Source organism: Streptomyces sp. ISL-99, assembly GCF_018614005.1.
Lineage (GTDB): Bacteria > Actinomycetota > Actinomycetes > Streptomycetales > Streptomycetaceae > Streptomyces > Streptomyces flavidovirens.
The window spans coordinates 1-22,069 of sequence record NZ_JAGGPC010000005.1; the positions used below are offsets into that span (position 1 = coordinate 1).

The window sequence follows — 22,069 nt, forward strand, 5'->3', positions numbered from 1 at the left end:
CCGCGGCTGCAGTACTAGGCAGCCCGTTCCGGCAGGAAGTCGCGCAGTTTCTCCCCTCGTTGTGAAGTGGCTTTCCGTAATGAGCGGGTCACGCCAGCGAATCTGCACATCGAATGCGCAGGCGGCACACGGTCTCCAGATAACTGCACCCGATCTGACCTGCGGCTATGCGTGTCTGGGCGGTAATGTCCCATTCGGTCCGGCGCTGGGCGAAGGCCGTCCCGCATTCACCTCGGGCGATCTCGTGAAGAACCTGTCGCCAAGTCATGGACGGCCGCGCACGTCGCGGTAATTTCACGCAGAGATGTGCCCGGACCCGCAATGGCCCGACTGGCTGCCCAACAGGCTCACGTGCTTTGATCCTTCGCACTGAGGGCCGGTCCGTCAGGGCCGGTCCCGGTAATTCGAATATTCACCGCGAAGGGAAACTCGCATCATGAACTTCTCCCAGGTTGCCACCCAGGAAATCTCCGACAACGACCTGGACAACGTGTCCGGCGGTCTCCTGGGCGGCGTGGTCGGCAACGCCACCGGCGTCCTGAACTCCGTCGTCCCCGTCTCGGGCACCGTGGGCTCCGCCGTCGGCACCGTCGAGGGCGTCACCGGCCTCAACACGGGCGCGGTCACGGGCATCGCCACCGCCACGGTCGCCGGCGTCTGATTTCGCCCAGCGCCGCCGAGTGGCGCGGTCACCAGCGGTGACTACGGCCCGTCGGCGACCCCTCCTTGCCGACAGGCCGGGCCGTACGCCCCCGGATCCACCCAGGGTCGGGGGCGTACGGCCGTCCTGAATTTCCTGACAGACCATTGCAGTCGGCCCATTTGCGGTTGAGGGAAGAGTGTCGTGCAGTTTCGCCAACAGGCGCTTTCCAAGCTGCAATCGCCCGAAGAAATTGATCTGCCGGTGCGATTCGCCCGCCCCCAGGGCTGGCTTGTTCTGACCGTCACGGTCATCGTCATGATCGCCTCGGCCGTGTGGGCCGTGACCGGCACCGTGTCGTCCACACTCGGCGCCCCCGGAATCCTCACCCACGCCCAGGGCAGTTACGTCCTCCAGAGCCCCGTGGCCGGCCAGGTCACCGCCGTACTCGCCGAGGAAGGCGAGCGCGTCGCCGCCAACGCGCCCCTGCTGAAGGTCCGTACCGCGCAGGGCGACGCCGTCGTGCGCACCATCGCCGCCGGCCGGCTGACGACGCTCGTCGCCGCCATCGGTTCCGTGGTGACCACCGGAGCGGATGTGGCGGCGGTGGAACGGGTGGAGAAGGCCGGCGACCCCCTCATGGCGATGCTGTACGTACCGGCCGAGCGCGGGGCCACCGTGCCCGTCGGCGCCGCAGTGGACCTCACCGTCCAGTCGGTCGCGACGCAGCAGTACGGCGTACTGCGCGGCCGGGTCAAATCCGTCGGCAGGACCGCCCAGACCCGCCAGCGGATCACCGGCTTCCTGGGCAGCAGCCAGCTCGGCGAGGAGTTCTCGAAGCAGGGCCAGCCCGTGTCCGTACTCGTACAGCTCGACCGGTCGGAAGCCACGAAGTCGGGCTATTCCTGGTCGAGTTCGCAAGGCCCGCCGTACGCCGTCGAATCCATGACCCTCGCCACCGGCGCCATCCACCTCGCCGAGCAGCATCCGATCGATTGGCTGCTTCCGTGACCGCACCGAACGATTCCGCGGCCCCGCAGCAGCAGCAGCCGGGCCGCCGCAGGCACCGCCCGGAGCCCGCGTCGGGCGGGCGTCGCCGGGCGCGGCCCGTCCAGGTCAAGAAGCGCAAGGCCGTCCGCACGCCCACCGTTCTCCAGATGGAGGCCGTGGAGTGTGGCGCCGCCGCGCTGGCCATGGTCCTCGCCCACTACGGCCGCCACGTGCCGCTCGAAGAGCTCCGCATCGCGTGCGGGGTGTCGCGCGACGGCTCGCGGGCCAGCAACCTGCTGAAGGCGGCCCGCAGTTACGGCCTGCAGGCCAAGGGCATGCAGATGGAGGCGACGGCGCTCGCCGAGGTGCAGGCGCCCGCCATCCTCTTCTGGGAGTTCAACCACTACGTCGTCTACGACGGCACGGGGCGCAGGTTCGGCCGCCGGGGCGTCCACATCAACGACCCCGACAAGGGCCGCCGTTTCGTGCCGACGGAGGACTTCGACACCAGCTTCACCGGCGTCGTCCTCGTCTTCGAACCCTCAGAGTCCTTCCGCCGCGGCGGCCGCAAACCAGGCGTCATGAGCGCCGTCCCCGCACGCATGCGCGGCACCACGGGCACCCTGCTGGCCGCGCTCCTGGCCAGCCTGCTGCTCGTCGCCGTCGGCGCCGCCGTGCCCGCGCTGAGCCGTACGTACATCGACATGTTCCTGATCGGCAACCAGACGTCGATGCTGGGACCGCTCTTCGCGTCGATGGCCACGATGGTGGCGCTCACCGCCGTGCTGACCGGGCTGCAACAGGCGAACCTGCTGCGCGGCCGCATCATCTCCTCCACGCTGAGCAGCGCCCGGTTCCTGCGGCACCTGCTGAGGCTGCCCGTCACCTTCTTCGCGCAGCGCAGCCCGGCCGATCTCGTACAGCGGCTGCAGTCCAACGACGCCGTCGCCGAGACGCTGGCGCGCGACCTCGCGGCCGCGGGGGTCGACGGGGTGGTCGTGATTCTCTACGCCTTCCTGATGTGGTCGTACGACCCCCAGCTGACGTTCGTCGGAGTGACCGTCGCGCTGCTCAACGTGGTCGCCATGCGCATCGTGATCCGGCTGCGGGCCACGCACACGCAGAAGCTGCGCGCGGACAGCGCACGGCTGACCAACACCTCGTACACCGGTCTCCAGCTGATCGAGACGATGAAGGCCACCGGAGGCGAGAACGGGTTCTTCCGCCGCTGGGCGGGACAGCACGCGACCACCCTGGACGTGCAGCAGCGGCTCGGCGTACCGAGCGCGTTCCTCGCCGTCGTCGCACCGACCCTCGCGACCCTCAACAGCGCGCTGATCCTGTGGATCGGCGGACTGCGGGCCGTCGAGGGCCACATCTCCATCGGCCTGCTCGTCGCCTTCCAGGCGCTGGTGGCGCGCTTCACCGCGCCCATCAGCCGGCTCAACGGAGTGGCGGGCCGCATCCAGGACTTCGCCGCCGATGTGGCCAGGCTGAAGGACGTCGAGAGCTTCCCGGTGGATGTGCTGTACTCGCGCCGCGAGCCGGACGAGAGCACGCGCAGGCTCAAGGGACACGTGACGCTCGAAGACATCACCTTCGGCTACAGCCCCCTCGACAAACCGCTGCTCAACGGCTTCTCGCTGGCGGTCGGACCCGGGCAGCAGGTCGCCCTCGTCGGCGGCTCCGGCAGCGGCAAGTCGACCGTCTCCCGGCTGATCTCGGGGCTCTACATCCCCTGGGAGGGGACGATCCGTATCGACGGACAGCGCCTGGAGGACATCTCCCGCAGCGCACTGGCCGCCTCCGTCTCCTTCGTCGACCAGGACGTCTTCCTCTTCGAGGGCACGGTCCGGGACAACGTGGCGCTGTGGGACCCCTCGATACCGGACGAGGCCGTCGCCGCCGCCCTCCAGGACGCCGCGCTGTACGACGTGATCGCGCGGCGCCCCGACGGCATCCACAGCCGCGTCGAGCAGGACGGCCGCAACTTCTCCGGCGGCCAGCGCCAGCGCCTGGAGATCGCCCGGGCGCTGGTCAGGCGGCCGAGCATCCTCGTACTCGACGAGGTGACGAGCGCGCTGGACGCCGAGACCGAGCGCGTCATCATCGACAACCTGCGGCGGCGCGGCTGCGCCTGCGTCGTCATCGCCCACCGGCTGAGCACGGTGCGCGACAGCGACGAGATCGTCGTACTCGACCACGGTTCGGTCGTCGAACGCGGCCGCCACGAAGATCTGGTCGCCGCCGGCGGAGCGTACGCCGAGCTGGTCAAGGAGCACTGACATGTCGTCCGTACACCCGAACGCGGTCGAGGGCCGTTTTGCCGAAGTCGACGCGGTGACCTACGCGCTGGGCGGACTCGGCGCACCCGTCGACTGCGCCGGTCTGCGCAGTCTGCCGCTGGAGGGGCCGCAGGTGCTGTGGCTCGTCGTGGGCGGCGCCCTCGACCTGTTCGCGGTCGACGCCGTCGAGCAGGGACACTGGCACTTCCTAGGCCGCCTCGAAGCGGGAGCGCTGCTGCTCGGCCCGGTCGAAGGCCCGCAGCACACCCTGCTCGGCAGGCCGTCGCAGGACTGCCTGCTGCGGCGGATCCCGCTGCGGGAGCTGTACCGCCCGCCGGAGTACGCCGATGCCTACGCGGCGTACGAGAGCCCGCTGGACCACGCCTTCGCCCTCGGCATCGGACGCAGCCTGGGCGTGCTGTTCCAGGCCCCGCTGGACGGCCGTCCCGACATCGAGGGGGCCGTGGCCGACGACGACGTCCTGTGGATGCCGGTCTCTCCCGGCAGCGTGCAGTACGGCGCCTCCTACAGCCACGACGCCGCCGGTGATCTGCTGATCGAAACGGCGATGTGGCAGCAACTGGTGAACCAGCAGTACCGGCTGCTGTCCGCCGTCGACCACTGGATCGAAGAGCTCGAACGCGCCCACGAGGACCGTACGGCGGCCGGCATCAAAGCGGGCGCGGCCGTCCGCGCGCGGGCGGACCAGGCCCTGGTCGCCTCCATCGGCCGCCCGGACCGGTCCGGGCGCGCCACGGCGGGCACCGACCGCGCCACCGACGACGCCACCTTCGCGGTCTGCCGCCGGGTCGCGGAGGCGGCCGGGATCACGCTCACCGAGCCGCCGAAGGGCGGCGCCGTCAACGACCGCGTCACCCCCGTCGAACGCATCGCCCTGGTCTCCCGGGTCCGTACCCGCGCGGTCCGGCTCGACGGGCGCTGGTGGCGGACCGACTCCGGACCCCTGGTCGGACACCGGGCCAAGTCCGGAGCCCCGGTCGCGCTGCTGTGGCGCCGCGGACGGTACGAGGCGGTGAACCCGGCCTCGGGCATGCGGATACGGATCGGCAAGGACAACGCGGACGACTTCGAGCCGCGCGCGGTCATGTTCTACCGCCCCCTGCCCGAACGCCCCATGACCCCGTGGAGCCTGCTGCGCTTCAGCCTCCGCGACACCCGCGTGGACATGCGCAACCTGCTCCTCAGCGGGCTGGTGACGGTCGGCCTCGGCGGACTGGTGCCGATCGCGACCGGCCAGGTGCTCGGCGTGTACGTACCGAACGCCGAGAGCGGCCTCATCGTCCAGGTCTCCCTGGCCGTCATGATCACCAGCATCGTCACCGCGTCCTTCATGCTGCTCCAGAACCTCACCATCCTCCGGATGGAAGGCCGCATCGAGGCCACCCTCCAGCCCGCCGTCTGGGACCGGCTGCTGCGGCTGCCCACGAAATTCTTCGCCGCCCGGTCCACCGGCGAGCTGGCGAGCGCCGCCATGGGCATCAGTGCCATCCGCAGGGTGCTGTCCGGGCTCGGCCCGGTGGCCGTACAGGCGAGCACGGTCGGCGCGATGAACGTCGCGCTGCTGTTCTGGTTCAGTGTGCCGCTGGCGCTGGCGGCGATCGCCATGCTGGTCGTCATCGGCGGGGTGTTCCTCGCGATGGGCCTGTGGCAGGTGCGCTGGCAAAGGCGCCTGGTGGAGCTCGGCAACAAGCTCAACAACCAGGCGTTCCAGACCCTGCGGGGACTGCCCAAACTGCGGGTCGCGGCCGCCGAGAGTTTCGCGTACGCCGCCTGGGCCCGCGAATTCGCCCGGTCCCGCGAACTCCAGCAGCGCGCGGGCCGCATCAAGAACCTCACCACGGTCCTCGACGCCGTCTATCTGCCGCTCTGTTCGCTCATCATGTTCATGCTGCTGGCGGGACCGGCCCGTGGCAGCATGTCGGCCGGCGCGTTCCTGACCTTCAGCACGGCCGTGACCATGCTGCTGACGTCGGTCACCCAGCTCACCGGCGCGCTCATCTCGGTCGCCGCGGTGCTGCCCATGTTCGAGCAGATCAAGCCGGTCCTGGACGAGGCTCCGGAGGTACGCGGCGCGAGCGCGCAGCCCGGCACCCTGTCCGGCGCCATCGAGGCCAGGAAGCTCTCGTTCCGCTACACCGACGACGGGCCCCTGGTCCTCGACGACGTGTCGCTCGAAGTACGGCCGGGCGAGTTCGTGGCGATCGTCGGCCCCAGCGGCTGCGGCAAGTCGACCCTGCTGCGGCTGCTCATCGGCTTCGACAAACCGGTATCGGGCAGTGTGCTGTACGACGGCCAGGACCTCGCGGCGCTCGACCAGGCCGCAGTACGCCGTCAGTGCGGCGTCGTCCTCCAGAACGCGCAGCCGCTCAGCGGATCGATCCTGGACTGCATCAGCGGCGCCGAGGTCTTCTCCCAGGAGGAGGTGTGGGAGGCCGCCGAGATGGCCGGGCTGGCCGAGGACATCAGGCGTATGCCGATGGGGCTGCACACGATGATCTCCGGCGGCGGGGCGATCTCGGGCGGGCAGCGGCAGCGTCTGATGATCGCTCAGGCGCTGGTACGCCGCCCGCGCGTCCTCTTCTTCGACGAGGCCACCAGCGCGCTGGACAACGAGACCCAGCGCATCGTCATGGAGAGCACCCGCAGGCTGAGCGCCGGCCGCCTGGTGATCGCCCACCGGCTGTCCACGGTCATGGACGCCGATCGTGTGATCGTCATGGCCGACGGCAGGATCGTCGAGCAGGGCCCGCCCGCGCAGCTGCTCGCCGACACGGGCGGCCGCCTGCACGAACTGGTGCGGCGCCAGCTTGCGTGAAGAGCCTCAGCGCAGCGCCTTGAGCATCTCCCGCGCCAGCGGCCCGGACGACGCCGGGTTCTGACCGGTGTAGAGATTGCGGTCGACGACCGTGTACGGCGCCCAGGGCTCGCCCTCGCGGAAGTCGGCGCCGAGCTCCACGAGGCGGTCCTGGAGCAGCCACTTCGCCTTGTCCGCGAGACCGGCCTGGGACTCCTCGGCGTTGGTGAAGCCGGTCAGCCGGTAGCCCGCGAACGGCGAGCTGCCGTCGGGCAGCTTCGCGGCCAGCAGCGCGGCAGGCGCGTGGCACACGACGCCCAGCGGCTTGCCCGACGCCAGCGCGTCGGTCAGTACCCTGCCGGATTCGGCGCTGACCGACAGGTCCTCCATCGGGCCGTGGCCGCCGGGGTAGAAGACGGCGTCGTAGTCGGCCGGATCCACCTCCTCCAGCTTCAGCGGCTGCTGAAGCCCGGTGAAGGAAGCGAGGCCTCTGACGACCCGGTCGGCTCCCTCCGGGCCGCCGTTGGCCTCCGGGGCGAGGCTGGCCCGGTCCACGGTCGGCACGACGCCGCCCGGGGTGGCGACCACGACCTCGTGGCCCGCGCCGGTGAACGCCTCATAGGGGGCGACGACCTCCTCGGCCCAGAAGCCGGTGGGGTGGCGCGTGCCGTCGGCCAGGGTCCAGTGGTCGGCGCCGGTCACCACGAAGAGGATTTTCGACATGTTGCACTCCCTTGTCGGTCAGCCGGTCAGCGGGTCAGCCGGTCAGTCGATCAGTCGATCTTGAGTTCACCCATCGCGCTCCACCCGTCGGCGCCTTCGATGGTCGTGCTGACGATGTCGGGCGTACGGCGCACCAGCGGGCGCATCGTGTCCAAGGCGGCCTTGAAGTGACCGGAGTTGACATGAGCCGCGGCCGCGTCGTCCTGGAACGCCTCGACCAGGACATACGTGTTCGGGTCCTCGACACCGCGCGACCATTCGAACCAACAGGTTGCCGGGCTCTGCCCTGGTGGCCTCGGTGAAGGCTTCGACGTGCTGCGGCCACTCGTCGGCGTACTCGGGCTTTACTGGAAACTTGACAACAATGAAGATCATTCGGTCATTCTATGCCGCACTTGTTCAAGCTGCGCCAGTCGACCGTCCCAGCCGCAGGCCCGCCCCCGTGATCCTCCGGGGGTGTCCATCGATGCGGAAGGCAGTTGATCACTTCACTTTCCGACCCGCTAAGCTCCCTTGGAGCGCTGCCAGTTGACGTGACCCTGACCCCGTCGTGTCCTGCTGTGCAGCCACGCCTGTCGCGACGCGGATCACCCCCGTGGTCCGGCGAGTGCCGCCACACCGAGGCACCAGCCACGCGACGAGGGCGCCCTTCACTTCCCTGTTCGATCGCGTGGGTTTGAGGATGCAGATGGAACTTGCCACTACGCCGCAGGCGGCCCGGGCCCCGGCCGCCCGGCACACCTGGTGGCTGCTGCCACTCGGATTAGGCGTCGCCTCCGTCGTCGCCGTGGCCGCCGGACCCGAACACGTGCGAATACCCGCCGGCCTGGCTGGGCTCGCGGCCACAGCGGCGACCGCCGCCTGCGTCCGGCTCCTGCTCCGGTCCCAGCTACGACTGCGCCAGTCCGCCGGAGACTTCCTGGCCAGGCAGGCGCAGCACTCCCAGGAGTGGCAGCAGCACATGATCGTCCTGGAGGGGCAGCGGGCCGCCGAGCGCACCGCCCAGGAGGCGCGGCTCGCCGAAGAGGCCCGGGCCTGGCAGGAGCGGCTCGAATACCAGCGGGCGCTCGTCGCCCGGCTCGGGGACGAATTCCTCCCCGACGCGCTGAAGCGGCTGCGCGACGGCGAATCGATCGACGACGTACTCTCTCCCCTCGCCCAGGACCCGGACGCGTCACCGGAGTTCAGGCGCGAACTGCGCAAGATCCTGCGGACCGCGCTGATCGCCGTCGAGGAGGAGTTCAACCGCAGTACCTCCGCCGAACAGGCCGTCATCAGCATCGGCAGCCGCATCCACGTCCTCACCAGCAAGCTGCGCGGCCGGCTGCACGAAATGCAGGGCGAACACGGCCGTCTGCCGGCCGTGGCGCAGGGCCTCATGGACCTGGACCAGGAGATCGGCCCCGCGGACTGTCTGGCCGCGAGCATCGGCGTCCTCGGCGGATCCGACCGCCCCGGCCGTCAGTGGCAGGAGCCGCAGCGGCTGCTCAGCGTGGTCCGCGGCGGCGTCGGACGTATCAAGGACTTCGACCGCGTACAGCTGCGCCACCTCCCCGAACTGGGCGTGGACGGCGGTCTCGTGGACCACCTCACGCTGATCTTCGCCCACCTCCTGGACAACGCCACCCGGTACTCACCGCCCACCGAGCCCGTGATCGTGTCGGGCAGGGAGGTGCCCAACGGCGTCGGCATCGAAATCCAGGACGCCGGAAAGGGGCTGACCGAGGAGAAGAAGCGCCAGGCCCTGGAGTCGCTGGAAGGCGTGGCGGCGGGCCCCGGCCTCGGCGGCCTGTCGGAGGACGCGAACCTGGGCCTGCGCGTCGTGGGCAAGCTCACCCGCAAGTACGGGATCAGGGTGACCTTCGCGGACTCGCCCTGGCTGGGCACCTCCGTGGTCGTGGTCGTACCGCACAAGTACTTCAGCCCCCTGCCCGCGGGCCGGCTGGCCGACAGCCCGACCGGATCGGTGGCGATCCCGGCGCTGAGCGGCCGACCCGCCTCCGCCACCTCCCCGGCCGGGCCGTCCGCAGGCCTCCGCCCCGAATCCGCCACCGAGACCACTCCGGGCGGCCTGCCGAGGCGCAGGAGCCGGCGCGGCGAACCGGCGAAGGCGGCAGCACCCGCGGCCGGCGCCCCGGCCGTCGGACCGACCGCCGCCGCCGACGCCGCGGCCGTGCCGCCGGATTCGTCCTTCTCCGGCCTGGCCGCCTTCGCCACCACCGCCGGACGTGACACACACGAGAAGTCCCGCACCGAAGAGAGCGACTAGCCCCATGACGCAGCAGCACACCGACGTGAGCTGGGCGCTCCGCGACCTGACGGAGAGCATCCAGGAGATCCGCTTCGCCCTCGTGGCGTCCAGCGACGGCAAGGCCATCACCTCGTACGGCGCCGAGGACCCCGACGACGTCGACCGCTTCGCCGCCGTCGTCGCCGGCCTCCAGGCGCTCGCGCAGCCCGTCGCCGCGCAATTCCCCAAGTACAGCGGGCAGTTGCGCCTGGCGATGATCGAAGTCGACGGCGGACACCTCTTCGTGGTCCGGGCCGGGGTGGAGACGTACCTCGGCGTCCTCGCCAGGGAGGGCCTCGACCAGGGCCTGCTCGGCCACCAGATGAGGGACCTGGCCCGCAGGATGGGCGAACTCCTCGGAACCACACCGCGGCTGGAGGAGCACTCTGAATGAGTGACCCCCACCGGCCCACGGACCCGTCCGGTCTCGAGCGCTACTACGTCCTCACCGGCGGTCGCAGCGGACCGGGCGGGGCCGCACTCGGCCTCGACGTGGCGACCCTCGTCGTGTCCCGCTCCGCGCCCGTCGCGGGCATGCAGCACGAGCACGAACAGATCGTGCGCTGGTGCCGCGATCCGCTGTCGGTCGCCGAACTCGGCGCCCACCTCGGACTGCCCTTCAACATTCTCGCGGTGCTGGTGGCCGACCTGCTGGAAGCAGGCCGGGTGGAAGCCCGTGACCCCATCCCGGCATCCGCCGGCCACGGGCCGGACTTCGCGCTCCTCGAGGAGGTACTCAGTGGATTACAAAGGCTTTGACCGCCCGGACTGGCCCAAGCCGTCCGGATCACTGCCGGCCGAGAGCCGTTCGGTCAAGGTGATGATCGCCGGTGGCTTCGGCACCGGCAAGACCACCATGGTGCGCTCGGTGAGCGACATCAAGCCGCTCACCACCGAGGAGACCCTGACCCAGGCCACCGCCGGCGTCGACGACCTGGTCGGCGTGGCGGACAAGGAGAAGACCACGGTCAGCCTCGACTTCGGCCGGATCGGCCTGAGCGAGCAGCTCGTCCTCTACCTCTTCGGTACGCCCGGCCAGGAACGCTTCTGGTTCCTGTGGAACGGCCTGTTCAAGGGAGCACTCGGCGCCGTCGTCCTGGTGGACACCCGCCGCCTGGAGTCCAGCTTCCGGGCCATCGAGGAGATGGAGCGCCTCGACGTTCCCTTCGTCATCGCCCTCAACGTCTTCCCCGATTCCAGGGACCACCCCATCGAGGAGATCAGGGACGCCCTGGACATCACCGACCGCATACCGGTCGTCGCGTGCGACGCGCGCGACCGGGGATCGAGCCGTGACGTGCTCGTCGCTCTGATACGTCATCTCAAGGAACGCTCTGCCGCCGCTCTGGAGCCCCGATGAACTCCCCGTCCGAACACGGTTCGTACGCCGGCACACCGCCCGAGACCGCGCCGGCCGGCTGCCCCGTACGCTCCGCCGAATCCGGCGGGATCACGCGGCTGTACGGGCCCGAGGCGTCGGTCGACCCGCACGGCATCTACGCCGGGCTGCGCGAGCAGTACGGCGCGGTGGCCCCCGTACTGCTCGAAGGTGACGTCCCGGCCTGGCTGGTGCTCGGCTACCGGGAGAACCGGCGGGTCCTGGACAACCCGCGTCAGTTCACCCGCGACTCCCGGATCTGGCGCGACTGGGAGGAGGGCCGGATCGAGAGCACCTCACCGCTCATCCAGATGCTGGGCTGGCGCCCCGACTGCGTCTCGCAGGACGGCGAGCCGCACCGGAGGCTGCGCGGGGCGGTCACGGACAATCTCCAGGCGCTGGCCGGGCGCGGCATCCGCCGTCATGTCACGCACTTCGCGAACAAGCAGATCGACGCGTTCGCCGGGTCGGGGCGGGCCGACCTGGTGGCCGAGTACGCCGAGTACCTGCCCATGCTCGTACTCACGCGGCTCTTCGGCCTCGGGGAGGGCGAGGGGCGGCGACTGGCCACCTCCTGCGCGCAGGTCATCAAGGGCGGCGAGGACGCCCTCCACCACAACGACGTCATCATGCAGGTCCTCGCGGAACTCGCCGAGCGCAAGCGCGACGAACCGGGTTCCGACTTCACCACCGGCCTGATGCAGCATCAGGCGGGCCTGGACGACGAAGAGGTACTGAGCCACCTGCGCCTGGTGCTGATCACCGCGCACACCACGACCAGCAACCTGCTGGCGCGGGTGCTGCAACTGCTCCTCACCCACAGCTCGCACCTGTCAGGACTGGTCAGCGGGCAGCTGAACATCTCCGCGGTGGTGGAGGAAGTCATGTGGAACACGCCGCCGCTGGCCGTGTGTCCGGGGCGGTTCGCCACGGCCGACCTGGAACTGGGAGGCCGGCGCATCCAGGCCGGTGACCTGCTCGTACTCGGCCTGACGGCCGGGAACCTGGACCCGGAGATCCGGCCGGACGCGGGCGTGTCCATCCAGGGGAACCAGGCGCATCTCGCGTTCAGCAGCGGTCCGCACGAGTGCCCGGGCCAGAACGTCGGCCAGGCCATCATCGAGACGGCCGTCGACGTCCTGCTGCACCGGCTGCCCGGGCTGCGCCTCGCCGCCCCGGCCGAGGAGCTGACCTCCACCGCTTCGACGTGGGAGGCGCGACTGGACCGTATCCCGGTCGAGTTCGTGCCGCAGGCCGCCGGGGTCTGACCGCTCCGCCCGCCGGCCGGACCGCCCCTGGGGCGGGATCCGGCCGGCGGCGGTGCGTCAGACCGTGAGCAGGTCGTCCAGGGAGCCGCGGCCCGCCAGTTCGGCGGCGGCCGCGGGCCCGTTCTTCGCGGCGGCGTAACGGCCGGTGGTCAACGCCCATTCGTAGTTGCCGCTGATCCAGTGCCGGATGGCTTCCACGCCCATCCACACCCGGTCGCGTCCGTCGGCGTCGAGGCCGAGCTCGTCGCACATCGCGGGCACCCGCGCCTCCAGCCTCACGTACGCGTCGAGACTCTCACCGGTCATCCGGAACGCCTCGGTGGCGGCCTTCTCCCACGAGTACCCGCGCTCACGGTGGAGCACGGCGATCAGGTTGTGGCCGTCGCCCCGGCGCTTCTCCCGCTCGAAGGAGTGGATGTCGTTCATGAAGCCGATGGTGTCCGCGGCGGCGTCCCGCAGCCCCTCCATGACCGGGTGCGCCTGTGCCTGCGCGGGAACCTCGAAGCGGCGGCTGCGCTCGCCCGCGTCGATGCTGTGGTGTATGCCCACGGTTCGCCTGCGGAACGCGGTGTACGGGCCCACGCCGAGCAGGGTGCCCCGGGCGGCCAGGTCGACCTCCTCGGCGTGCGCGGCGAGAAAGCGTCCCCAGGAGGCGGCGAAACGGGTGCACCAGGTCAGCGACATGCCGTCGGAGAGCTGTTCCCAGACCTCGGCCCAGGCGAGCGTGATCGGGCAGACGACGCGCGGGCGAGTGCCGGCGGGGCGCAGCGGGGTCACGATGAGTTCCCTGGCGACCTCCGTCACCCGGTCGGCGCGGTCGGGACTCGCCGCGTCGAACTGGTCGTCGAAGAGGAAGGCCAGCGAGAACCAGTTCATCAGGACGACCATGTCGTCGGGCGACGCGTGCGGGTAGGTACGTATCGCGGCCTGCGGCAGGTCCCAGGACTGATACTCCTCGAAACCGGCCTGGCTCCTGACGAGTCCCATGTCCCGGACCCATCGCAGATGCTGTTCCCTCGCGTACTCCAGGTGTGCGCTGACCGGGGTGGAGAAGGGGAGATCGAAACGGACGTCCTGCGGCACTCGGGTGCTCCTTGGCGGGGGAGGGCGCGCAGGTCCCCCCGCCTGCGAGCGAAACGGTTTGTCATGCCCATTGATCGAATGGCGCTACCAGCCTGCCCCGCGCGTAAACGATCTATGCCGGAAAGATCGATTCTGCATGCGCCCGGAACGCGAGTCCGTGGACCCGGCGTGCGGGCGCCGGGTCCACGTTCGCGTGATCAGCGGGGCCGAGTGGGCTCAGCGGTCCTGGGACAGGGCGTACAGCTCCGAGAACAGGCCTCCTTCGGCGCGCACCAGCTGATCGAAGCTGCCTTCCTCCCGGATGCGGCCCTTGTCGAGTACGAGGATCCGGTCCGCCATGCGGACGTTCTCCAGCCGGTGGGTGACGACGAGGGTGATGCGGTCCGGTGCCATCTCCCGCAGCGCGTTGAAGATCTGGTGTTCACCGCGGGCGTCCATCTCGCTCGTGGGCTCGTCGAGGATGAGGAAGCCCGGCCGCCGGTACAGGGCACGCGCGCACGCGAGCCGCTGCCACTGCCCGCCGGACAGTTCGTGGCCGCCCCACAGCGACCGGGCGAGCAACGTGTCCATCCCGTCCGGGAATTCGGCCACCGCCTCGCTCATGCCGACCCGCTCGGCGGCCTCCCAGACCAGCTCGTCGCCGTGCCGGCGGGGCTGGCCGAGCGTGATGTTCTCCCTCACCGCGAGCGGCCAGTGCCCGTTCGTCTGGGGTACGAGCCCGATGTGACCCCACACCGATTCGGCGTCCGCCGCGGCCAGATCGGTGCCGTCCCACAGCACACGGCCGCCGGTGGGCACAGTGAGCCCGGTCAGCAGGCGTACGAGCGTGGACTTGCCGGCGCCGTTCTCCCCGACCAGCGCGACCACCTCTCCCCGGCGGAGGGTGAGCGACACGGGGTGCAGCGCCGGCGCGGTCTTCTTCGGGTAGGTGAACGACGCCTCGTCGAGCCGGATTTCCGCCGGAGCCCGCACGGTGACGCTGCCGCGCCGGGTGGTCGTCTCGCGGGCCTGCGCGAGGAACTGGTGATAGTCGTCGAGATAGAGACCGTGGTGGAACATGGCCGCCCCGTACCTGACGATCGAGTTGAGCGCCCGGCCCGCAGTCTGCGAGGCCACGATCGCCGTGCCGGCGATGGCGAGCCCCATCTGCCCCGACAGCACCAGCCCGGCGAGCGAGGCCCACATGCCCACGATGAATACGCCGCTCAGCGTCGCGGCGGCCAGGTTGACGCGGAGGTACTGCGGCGCTGCCGCGAGCGCCTTGCCCTCGATGCGGTCGCACATCGTGCGGTACCAGAAGTGCAGGTAGGGGCGCATGGTGTTGGCACGCAGCTCGTCCGCGAGCGTTGGCGTCGTCAGATACCAGCGCATCATCCCCCGCACGTTGCGGGCGGAGACCGACGCGTCGAACACGCGGTAGTCGATACGGGCGGCGATCACGCCGCCAAGACCGCGCGGGACGACCGACAGCATGAGCACCACGAGCAGAAGCGGGTGCAGAACAGTGAGCACGGAGGCGGCGGAGACGAGCTGCACGAAGCCGTTCGTCAGCGTCTTGGCGTCCTCCGCGATGTCGGCGGCCCGCAGCGCACCGATCTCGGCGGCCTGGCTCCGGTCGGTGAAACCCTCCTGGTCGTACGTCGACAGCTCGACCTTCATGTGCAGGTCCACCATCGTCATATCGGCCGCGGACGCCACCTGGGGGTTGAGGCGGCGCGTCGCCCAGTCGGCCAGGATCCACGACAGCGCTCCCGCCGCCAGCGCGACGGCCGCGACGATCAGCGCCGGGCGCGCCTCGTGAAGCCCGGCCCTGGCGTCGACGGATCCGAAGAGCGGCCCCATGGCCCTGGCGACCGCGGTGAGCATCACAGCCGTACCGATCCCGGACAGCAACTGGCAGACCAGAACGGTGACGACCATGCGCCGGTCCACCGACCAGGCGAGCCGGAAGGTCTGGCCGAGCGCTCCTGGGATGCGCCGCGCCATTTCCCACAGCGTGGCGCCCTGCATGGCGTTGCCGTGGGCGCGCCCGTTGTAGCTGAGTTCGGGCGGCGGGGGCGGCTGAGGCCTGTCGTGCTGCTGAGCGGGGATCACGGCCTCGGGCGAGCCGGGACCGGTGCCGTCGCTGTTGCCGCGTGCGGTGCTGCTCAACGTGGCCTCCTCGGGTGGGCGGTGCTGACGTACGACGGGCCGGCGACACCGAACTGGCTCAGGACGTCCTTCGCGTACGGATGGCGGTCCGGCGGAGGATTGCCGGGCTCGGCCCACACCAGGGCCGTGTGCTTGCGGTGCTCCCGGTTGTACGGCTCACCGCGCCGGCGCCGGGCGGTGAAAGGGAAGCGGATACGGCGCTCGTCCTCCGGGCCCCGGTGGACGACGCTCGTGCGGCGCCCGGTCACGCGAGGGTGTCCATCGCGTCAACCGGGCGCATGCGCCGGATGCGCGGGGTGGGGCCGTACTCGAACGCGAAATGTCCGCCGACGGCACAGACGGTAGCGGGTACGGGATGCATGGTTCCTCCTGGATCGCAGTGCACGCGGACTGGCGGTCGGACAACGCACCTGATCAAGGGGGCGTAACGGGAGGCGCCGGGCGAACTCTCGCGCGGAGATTCGATTGCGGCGCCCGCTGCCGGTCGGCGTCCGGGATGCCCGGCTGTTATGCGGCGTTCGATCACCCGGAAGAGGCCGGGCACCCGATCAGGCGATTGCGGACACCTGTCGCCATTTGCCTAAAGCTATTAGGCAAATGCGTAATCGGTTACGCCGAATGAGAGGACGGGCATGGTACGCATAGGACTGACCCCGGAACGCCTGGCACAGGCAGGGGCGGAGCTGGCCGACGAGGTCGGCTTCGGCCAGGTGACCGTCTCGGCGCTCGCCCGGCGGTTCGATGTCAAGGTCGCGAGTCTGTACTCGCACCTGAAGAACTCCCAGGACCTCAGGACCAGGATCGCCCTGCTCGCCCTGGAGGAACTCGCCGACCGGGGCGCGGCCGCTCTGGCCGGGCGGGCCGGCAAGGACGCCCTGACCGCCTTCGCGAACGTCTACCGCGACTACGCCCGCGAGCATCCCGGCCGCTACGCCGCAGCCCAGCTCAGGCTCGATCCGGAGGCGGCGGCCGCCGGCGCCGGCGGGCGGCACGCGCAGATGACGCGGGCGATCCTGCGCGGCTACGACCTGACGGAGCCGGACCAGACCCACGCGGTGCGGATGCTGGGCAGTGTTTTCCACGGCTACGTCAGCCTGGAGATGGGCGGAGGCTTCAGCCACAGCGCCCCCGATTCGCAGGAAACGTGGACACGGATCCTCGACGCCCTCGACGCCCTGCTGCGGAACTGGCCCGCGCCCTGACCAGCCAGCCCGAGGCCGTCGACGGGCGGCGTATGCGGCGTATTGGCGGATCAGAGCAATCCCACCATTTCGATCAACAGGCTGAGGCAATGGACACCACGCACCACTGGATCACCACGCCCATCACCGCGGAACTCCTGCGCGGCGCCCTCGACCTGGAGCGCACCGCGCACGGTGTGCTGCCGCACCGGCTGCCCGCCCGGGCCCGCGCCCAGTGCGCGGACGGACAACTGGCCATGGCCGAGGCCCAGCCCTCCGGCGTACGACTGGTCTTCCGCACCCGCGCCACGGCCGTCGAACTGGACACGCTGCCCACCAAGCGCGTCTACGTGGGTGCCCCGCCCCGCCCGGACGGCGTGTACGACCTGCTCGTCGACGGCCGCCTGGCCGGCCGGGCCGGCGTGACCGGCGGCAACACCCTGACCATCGACATGACGACCGGCTCCGCCACGCACCGGCCCGGCCCGGCCGGCACCCTCCGCTTCACCGAACTGCCCGACGGCGAAAAGGACGTCGAGATCTGGCTGCCGCACAACGAGACCACCGAACTGGTCGAGCTGCGCACCAACGCCCCCATCGAGCCCGCACCGGACCGGGGCCGCAAGGTGTGGCTGCACCACGGCAGTTCGATCAGCCACGGCTCCGACGCCGCCGGCCCCACCACCACCTGGCCCGCACTGGCCGCCTCCCTCGGCGGCGTGGAACTGATCAACCTGGGCCTGGGCGGCAGCGCCCTGCTCGACCCGTTCACCGCCCGCGCCCTTCGGGACACCCCCGCCGACCTGATCAGCATCAAGATCGGCATCAACCTGGTCAACACCGACCTGATGCGCCTGCGCGCGTTCACCCCCGCCGTCCATGGCTTCCTCGACACCATCCGCGAAGGCCACCCCACCGCACCGCTGCTGGTCGTCTCGCCCATCCTGTGTCCCATCCACGAGGAGACGCCCGGCCCCAGCGTCCCGGACTTCGCCGCCCTCAGCAGGGGCCAACTCCGGTTCCGGGCCGCGGGCGATCCGGCGGAGCGGGCGAGCGGGAAGCTGGCTCTGGGCATGGTCCGCGAGGAACTGGCCCGGATCGTGGAGCAGCGGGCGGCCGAGGACCCGAACCTGTACTACCTCGACGGCCGTGACCTCTACGGTGAGGCCGACTCCGCCGAGCTGCCGCTGCCCGACGAGCTCCACCCGGACGCCGCCACCCACCGCCGTATCGGCGAACGATTCGCCAAGCTGGCCTTCACCACCAACGGCGCCTTCACGGATCGCAGCGCCTGAAGCCTCGAAGCGGGTGCAGGGGTGCTCTCGGGTAATGGATGTGCGCATTGCCGTCTTGTTTGAGACACTGGTGTCTCAAGCGAGACCGTACGGTGTCACCAGGCACCCGCGGCACGACCCGAACAGGACCCCAATGCACCCCGCCCCCGCCCGGCAAGACACCCGGGCTCAGCTCGATCCCCGGCGCTGGGCCGTTCTCACGATCCTCTCCGGCAGCCTGCTGCTGATCGCGATGGACACCACGATCCTCAACGTCGCCTTCCCCTCCCTCGTCGCCGACCTGCAGCCCAGCTCCGTGCAGCAGCTGTGGATCATCGACGTGTACGCGCTCGCCCTGTCCGGTGTGCTGGTCACGGCCGGCGCGCTCGGCGACCGCTGGGGACGCAAGCGCATGCTGCTCATCGGCTTCGGCGTCTTCGCGCTCGCCTCGCTGATCGCCGTGTTCGCCACCGCACCGTGGCAGGTCATCGCCGCCCGCGCGCTGCTCGGCGTCGGCGGCGCGGCCATCATGCCGTCGACCCTGTCGATCCTGCGGCACGTCTTCACCGACGCCCGTGAGCGCGCCCTCGCGTACGCCGTCTGGGCCGCGGTCTTCGGCGGCGGCATGGCGCTCGGCCCGGTCGTGGGCGGTCTGCTCGTCGAGAAGAACGGCTGGCAGTCCGCGTTCCTGCTCAACGTGCCCGTCGCGCTGGCCGTCATCGCCTTCGGCCTGTGGCTGCTGCCCGAATCGCGTCAGCCACGGGAGGGCCGCTGGGACTGGTGGGGCGTTGGCCAGTCGGTCGTCGGCATGCTTGCCCTCGCGGGCGGCATCAAGCAGCTCGGCAAGGGCGGCCCCGCCGACCCGGTCGCCTGGACGCTGCTGGCCCTGGCCGCGGTCGCGCTGACCGTGTTCGTACGCCGCCAGTTGAGGCTTGCCCAACCGTTGTTGCGGGTACGGCTGTTCGCGAGCCGTTCGTTCAGCATCGCCGCCGCAGCGATCTTCCTCGGGATGATCGCGCTGGGCTCGGCGCTGTTCCTGATCACCCAGTGGTTCCAGTACGGCGAGGGCTACACCCCGCTGGAGGCCGGCATCCGGCTGCTTCCCGCGCCCCTCGGGCTGGTCGTCACCTCGCTGGTGACCCCTGCCCTGATGCACCGGCTCCCGATCCGCCACATACTCGGCGGCGGCCTGCTGATGATGACCGCGGGCCTCGCGCTGCCCTGGATCTTCCAGCAGACCGGCGCCCTCGGCTACCCGTCCGTCGCCTTCGCGCTGGCCGTACTCGGCTGCGGCGTCGGCATCGCCACCACGGTCGCCTCGGTGACCCTGATGGCCTCCGCCCCGGCGCGCGACGTCAGCGGCGCCGCCGCCATCGAGGAGACCTGCTACGAACTCGGCGCGGCGATGGGCGTCGCCATCCTGGGCAGCGTCGCCTCCGCCCTGTACCGGGCCCACCTGCCCGAACTCGGCCTGGACGGCGCACAGACGGCGGCCGTACGCGACTCCGTGGGCGAGGCCGCGCACCTGGCCGGACAGACCGGCGGCCCGGCCGGGGCCGCACTGCTCGAAAAGGTCTCCGAGGCCTTCACCGCGGGCATGACGCCGACCTTCCTGCTCGCCGCGGTGCTGCCCCTCGCGGCGGCGGCGCTCACCTGGGCGAAGATCCCCAAGGACCTCCGCCCGACCGAGAACGCGCACTGACGGCGCGCGGCAGCACGCACCCCCTACTCGTAGTACTTCAGAGCTACGCGCAAGGTGCACTCCCTGGTGGGACGCCGACCACAAGGCGTGATCCATAACTTCCGTACCGGAAGCACGCATGACATCCGGTACGGAAGGACCCCCACCCGCCATGTCGCCCCGCCCGCGCCGCACCTTGATCGCCGCACTCGTCATCGCCTCGGTGGCCGTGCCGGTGTCGGGTGCGGCCCGCCCCTCGGCTGTTCCGGCGCCCGTCCCGGCCGCCCTCGCCCCGCTGCGGACAGCGACCCCGGCGGCCCTCGCCGAGCGGTACGCCGCCGGCCGGGACCGCATCCTCGCCGCCGAGCGGACGGCCGCCGGACACGGCGACCGGAAACGGGCAGCCGCGCTGCGCGCCATGGCTGACCCGGCGCGCCACTTCCTCTCCTTCGACGGCCGCGACGGCGGCCGCACCGCCGAGGTCTTCGGCGACCTGTCCCGCGCCGAGCGGATCGCCGTGCTGGTCCCGGGGTCGGACACCAGCCTCGACCGGTACGGACGCCTCCGGGCCGGCGCCGCGGCGCTCCAGCGGGGGCTGGGCGGCGGGTCCGCCGTCGTCGCCTGGCTCGGATACCGGACTCCGGGCACGGTGAGCCCCGAGGTGCTGACCCCCGGCCGCGCCGACGACGCCGCCCCCGCACTGCGCCGGTTCGTGGCGGAGCTGGCGGCGGCAAAGCCCACCGCCCGTACCTCACTCCTCTGCCACTCCTACGGCGCCGTGGTCTGCGGCCGGGCCGCGCACGGCCTGGAAGTCGCGGACATCGTCCTGTACGGCAGTCCCGGCACCGGCGCCGACACCGCCGCCGGGCTGCGCAGCCGCGCCACTGTCTGGGCCGGCCGGGGCGCCGGTGACTGGATCGCCGAAGTACCGCACGCGCGACTCCAACTCCCTTTCACGACAGTCGGGTTGGGGCCTGATCCACTGTCGCCGGAGTTCGGCGCCCGGATCTTCGCGGCGGGCGACGGCGGCCACAGCGACTACCTGAAGCCCGGTTCCGCATCCCTGGAGAACATCGCCCGGATCGTCTCGGGCCGGACCCCTCACGACGCCGGGGAGGGCAGCCGTGCGTGACCTCGTCCGCCGGATCGACTCCGCGACCCCGCCGGGCCGTGACCGCGCCGTCGACGCGCTGCGCGCCCTCGCCGTCCTCGGCGTGGTCCTCGGCCACTGGCTGGTGACCGCCCTGGTCGCGGACAGCGGCACGGTGCGCGCCGCAAGCCCGCTCCAGTACATGCCCCAACTCGCCCCCGCCTCCTGGATGTTCCAGACCCTGGCGGTCTTCTTCCTGGTGGGCGGGCTGGTGGGGGCGAAGAGTTACGCCGCCGGCCGCGCCCGGGGCGCCACGTACGGGCAGTGGCTCGGCGCCCGGACGGCCCGGCTGAGCCGGCCGGTCGTCGCCGTGCTGGTGGTGTGGGCCGTGGCGGCGGGCGTGATGCTCGCCTCCGGGGCGGGGGTGGAGACCGTACGCGCGCTGCTGAAGCTGGTGCTGTCCCCGCTCTGGTTCCTGCTGGTCTTCGCGGCGCTGACGGCGGCGACCCCCCTGGTGGCGAAGCTGCATCCGCTGTGGCCGCTCGCCGTCGTACTGCACATCGACCTGGCCCGGTTCGGCCTGGGCGGTCCCGCCTGGCTCGGCTGGATCAATGTGGCGGCCGGCTGGCTGGTCCCGTACTGCCTGGGTGCGGCCTGGGCCCGCGGCGGCCTGCGGAGCCGTACGACCGGCCGGGTGCTGCTGGCCGGGGGCGCGGCCGCCACCGCGCTCCTCGTCCTGTTCGCCGGCTACCCGGCGTCCATGGTCGGCGTGCCCGGCGCCGGAATCTCCAACCTCAACCCGCCCACTCTCGCAGCCGTCACCTTCGGCCTCGCCCAGTGCGGCGCGGCACTGCTGCTGCTCGGCCCGCTGCGACGGGCGCTGCGACGGCCCGCCGCCTGGGCGGCGGTGGCGCTGGTCAACCTGTCCGCGATGACCGTTTTCCTCTGGCACCAGACCGCGATGATGGCGGTCACCGCGACCGGCCTGCTCGCGGGCGGCGCGCTTCCCGGCCTGCACACCGTCCCGGACGGCTCCGGCTGGATCCTCGCCCGGCTGGCCTGGCTGCCGGTGTTCGTGGCCGCGCTGTTCGTGTGCTGGGCCGCCTTCCATACGTACGAACAGGGGCGGCCGCGCACGAGCGGCAGCCGGGTCGTACGCGAAGGGCATCCCGGCCGGGAGGCGGCGGTGCCGCGCGCCTAGGGTGGATCTTGTGAAGGGG

Annotated in this window: 18 protein-coding genes and 1 pseudogene; 14 read left to right on the top strand and 5 right to left on the bottom strand. The window is 71.1% G+C overall.

What is annotated here, in order from left to right; translation table 11 throughout:
* Positions 1-436 precede the first annotated feature (436 nt).
* The 4 genes from J7E91_RS02680 to J7E91_RS02695 all read left to right on the top strand — a co-directional run bounded on the left by J7E91_RS02680 (position 437) and on the right by J7E91_RS02695 (position 6,751).
* Positions 437-661 (top strand): type A2 lantipeptide, encoded by a 225-nt coding sequence (locus J7E91_RS02680; RefSeq protein WP_214898802.1) that lies wholly within the window; start codon positions 437-439, stop codon positions 659-661.
* Between the two features lie 183 nt (positions 662-844).
* On the top strand, positions 845-1,651 hold the full coding sequence (locus J7E91_RS02685) for an HlyD family efflux transporter periplasmic adaptor subunit (protein ID WP_214898803.1): 807 nt from the start codon (positions 845-847) through the stop codon (positions 1,649-1,651).
* Positions 1,648-3,915, top strand: coding sequence for an NHLP family bacteriocin export ABC transporter peptidase/permease/ATPase subunit (locus tag J7E91_RS02690; protein ID WP_214898804.1), 2,268 nt, complete (start codon positions 1,648-1,650; stop codon positions 3,913-3,915). The genes J7E91_RS02685 and J7E91_RS02690 overlap by 4 nt, the downstream gene beginning before the upstream one ends.
* Position 3,916: 1 nt before the next feature.
* Complete coding sequence (locus J7E91_RS02695) at positions 3,917-6,751, top strand: NHLP bacteriocin export ABC transporter permease/ATPase subunit (protein ID WP_214898806.1); 2,835 nt, start codon at positions 3,917-3,919, stop codon at positions 6,749-6,751.
* Positions 6,752-6,757: 6 nt separating this feature from the next.
* Here J7E91_RS02695 and J7E91_RS02700 read toward each other — a convergent pair whose 3' ends face one another.
* Positions 6,758-7,453, bottom strand: a complete 696-nt coding sequence (locus tag J7E91_RS02700; protein ID WP_214898808.1) for a type 1 glutamine amidotransferase domain-containing protein — start codon at positions 7,451-7,453, stop codon at positions 6,758-6,760.
* Between the two features lie 50 nt (positions 7,454-7,503).
* Positions 7,504-7,828, bottom strand: a pseudogene (locus J7E91_RS02705) (putative quinol monooxygenase).
* Between the two features lie 313 nt (positions 7,829-8,141).
* Here J7E91_RS02705 and J7E91_RS02710 point away from each other — a divergent pair.
* Genes J7E91_RS02710 through J7E91_RS02730 form a run of 5 tightly spaced genes read left to right on the top strand, consistent with a single transcriptional unit; the run spans position 8,142 to position 12,389 of the window.
* Entirely contained in the window at positions 8,142-9,722 is a 1,581-nt protein-coding gene (locus tag J7E91_RS02710) for a sensor histidine kinase KdpD (RefSeq protein ID WP_214898811.1), read from the top strand.
* Between the two features lie 4 nt (positions 9,723-9,726).
* Positions 9,727-10,137 (top strand): roadblock/LC7 domain-containing protein, encoded by a 411-nt coding sequence (locus J7E91_RS02715; RefSeq protein WP_214898813.1) that lies wholly within the window; start codon positions 9,727-9,729, stop codon positions 10,135-10,137.
* Positions 10,134-10,502: a DUF742 domain-containing protein gene (locus J7E91_RS02720; protein WP_028812113.1), complete on the top strand. Its 369-nt coding sequence runs from the start codon at positions 10,134-10,136 to the stop codon at positions 10,500-10,502. Before J7E91_RS02715 ends, J7E91_RS02720 begins: the two co-directional genes overlap by 4 nt.
* Positions 10,483-11,103: an ATP/GTP-binding protein gene (locus J7E91_RS02725; protein WP_308375973.1), complete on the top strand. Its 621-nt coding sequence runs from the start codon at positions 10,483-10,485 to the stop codon at positions 11,101-11,103. The genes J7E91_RS02720 and J7E91_RS02725 overlap by 20 nt, the downstream gene beginning before the upstream one ends.
* Positions 11,100-12,389 carry a cytochrome P450 gene (locus J7E91_RS02730; RefSeq protein ID WP_214898815.1) on the top strand — a complete coding sequence of 430 codons (1,290 nt, stop codon included), beginning with the start codon at positions 11,100-11,102 and terminating at the stop codon, positions 12,387-12,389. Before J7E91_RS02725 ends, J7E91_RS02730 begins: the two co-directional genes overlap by 4 nt.
* Before the next feature lie 57 nt (positions 12,390-12,446).
* On the opposite strand, the gene J7E91_RS02735 is transcribed toward J7E91_RS02730, so the two are convergent.
* The 3 genes from J7E91_RS02735 to J7E91_RS02745 all read right to left on the bottom strand — a co-directional run bounded on the left by J7E91_RS02735 (position 12,447) and on the right by J7E91_RS02745 (position 15,871).
* Complete coding sequence (locus J7E91_RS02735) at positions 12,447-13,472, bottom strand: 7-epi-alpha-eudesmol synthase (RefSeq protein ID WP_214898817.1); 1,026 nt, start codon at positions 13,470-13,472, stop codon at positions 12,447-12,449.
* A 216-nt stretch (positions 13,473-13,688) separates the two neighbouring features.
* Positions 13,689-15,482, bottom strand: a complete 1,794-nt coding sequence (locus J7E91_RS02740; protein WP_214898998.1) for an ABC transporter ATP-binding protein — start codon at positions 15,480-15,482, stop codon at positions 13,689-13,691.
* Between the two features lie 137 nt (positions 15,483-15,619).
* Positions 15,620-15,871, bottom strand: coding sequence for a hypothetical protein (locus J7E91_RS02745; protein ID WP_214898818.1), 252 nt, complete (start codon positions 15,869-15,871; stop codon positions 15,620-15,622).
* 384 nt (positions 15,872-16,255) lie between these two features.
* On the opposite strand from J7E91_RS02745, the gene J7E91_RS02750 reads away from it, so the two are divergent.
* The 5 genes from J7E91_RS02750 (at position 16,256) to J7E91_RS02770 (ending at position 22,050) form a co-directional block, all read left to right on the top strand.
* Positions 16,256-16,825 carry a TetR/AcrR family transcriptional regulator gene (locus tag J7E91_RS02750; RefSeq protein ID WP_214898820.1) on the top strand — a complete coding sequence of 190 codons (570 nt, stop codon included), beginning with the start codon at positions 16,256-16,258 and terminating at the stop codon, positions 16,823-16,825.
* Positions 16,826-16,914: 89 nt separating this feature from the next.
* The gene (locus J7E91_RS02755) at positions 16,915-18,099 is read left to right on the top strand and encodes a GDSL-type esterase/lipase family protein (protein ID WP_214898821.1); all 1,185 of its coding nucleotides are present in this window, start codon (positions 16,915-16,917) and stop codon (positions 18,097-18,099) included.
* Between the two features lie 133 nt (positions 18,100-18,232).
* A complete protein-coding gene (locus tag J7E91_RS02760; RefSeq protein ID WP_214898822.1) occupies positions 18,233-19,780 on the top strand; it encodes an MFS transporter in 1,548 nt (515 codons plus the stop codon).
* 118 nt (positions 19,781-19,898) lie between these two features.
* Positions 19,899-20,891 (top strand): alpha/beta hydrolase, encoded by a 993-nt coding sequence (locus J7E91_RS02765; RefSeq protein WP_374224604.1) that lies wholly within the window; start codon positions 19,899-19,901, stop codon positions 20,889-20,891.
* Entirely contained in the window at positions 20,884-22,050 is a 1,167-nt protein-coding gene (locus J7E91_RS02770) for an acyltransferase (protein WP_214898823.1), read from the top strand. Before J7E91_RS02765 ends, J7E91_RS02770 begins: the two co-directional genes overlap by 8 nt.
* Positions 22,051-22,069 lie beyond the last annotated feature (19 nt).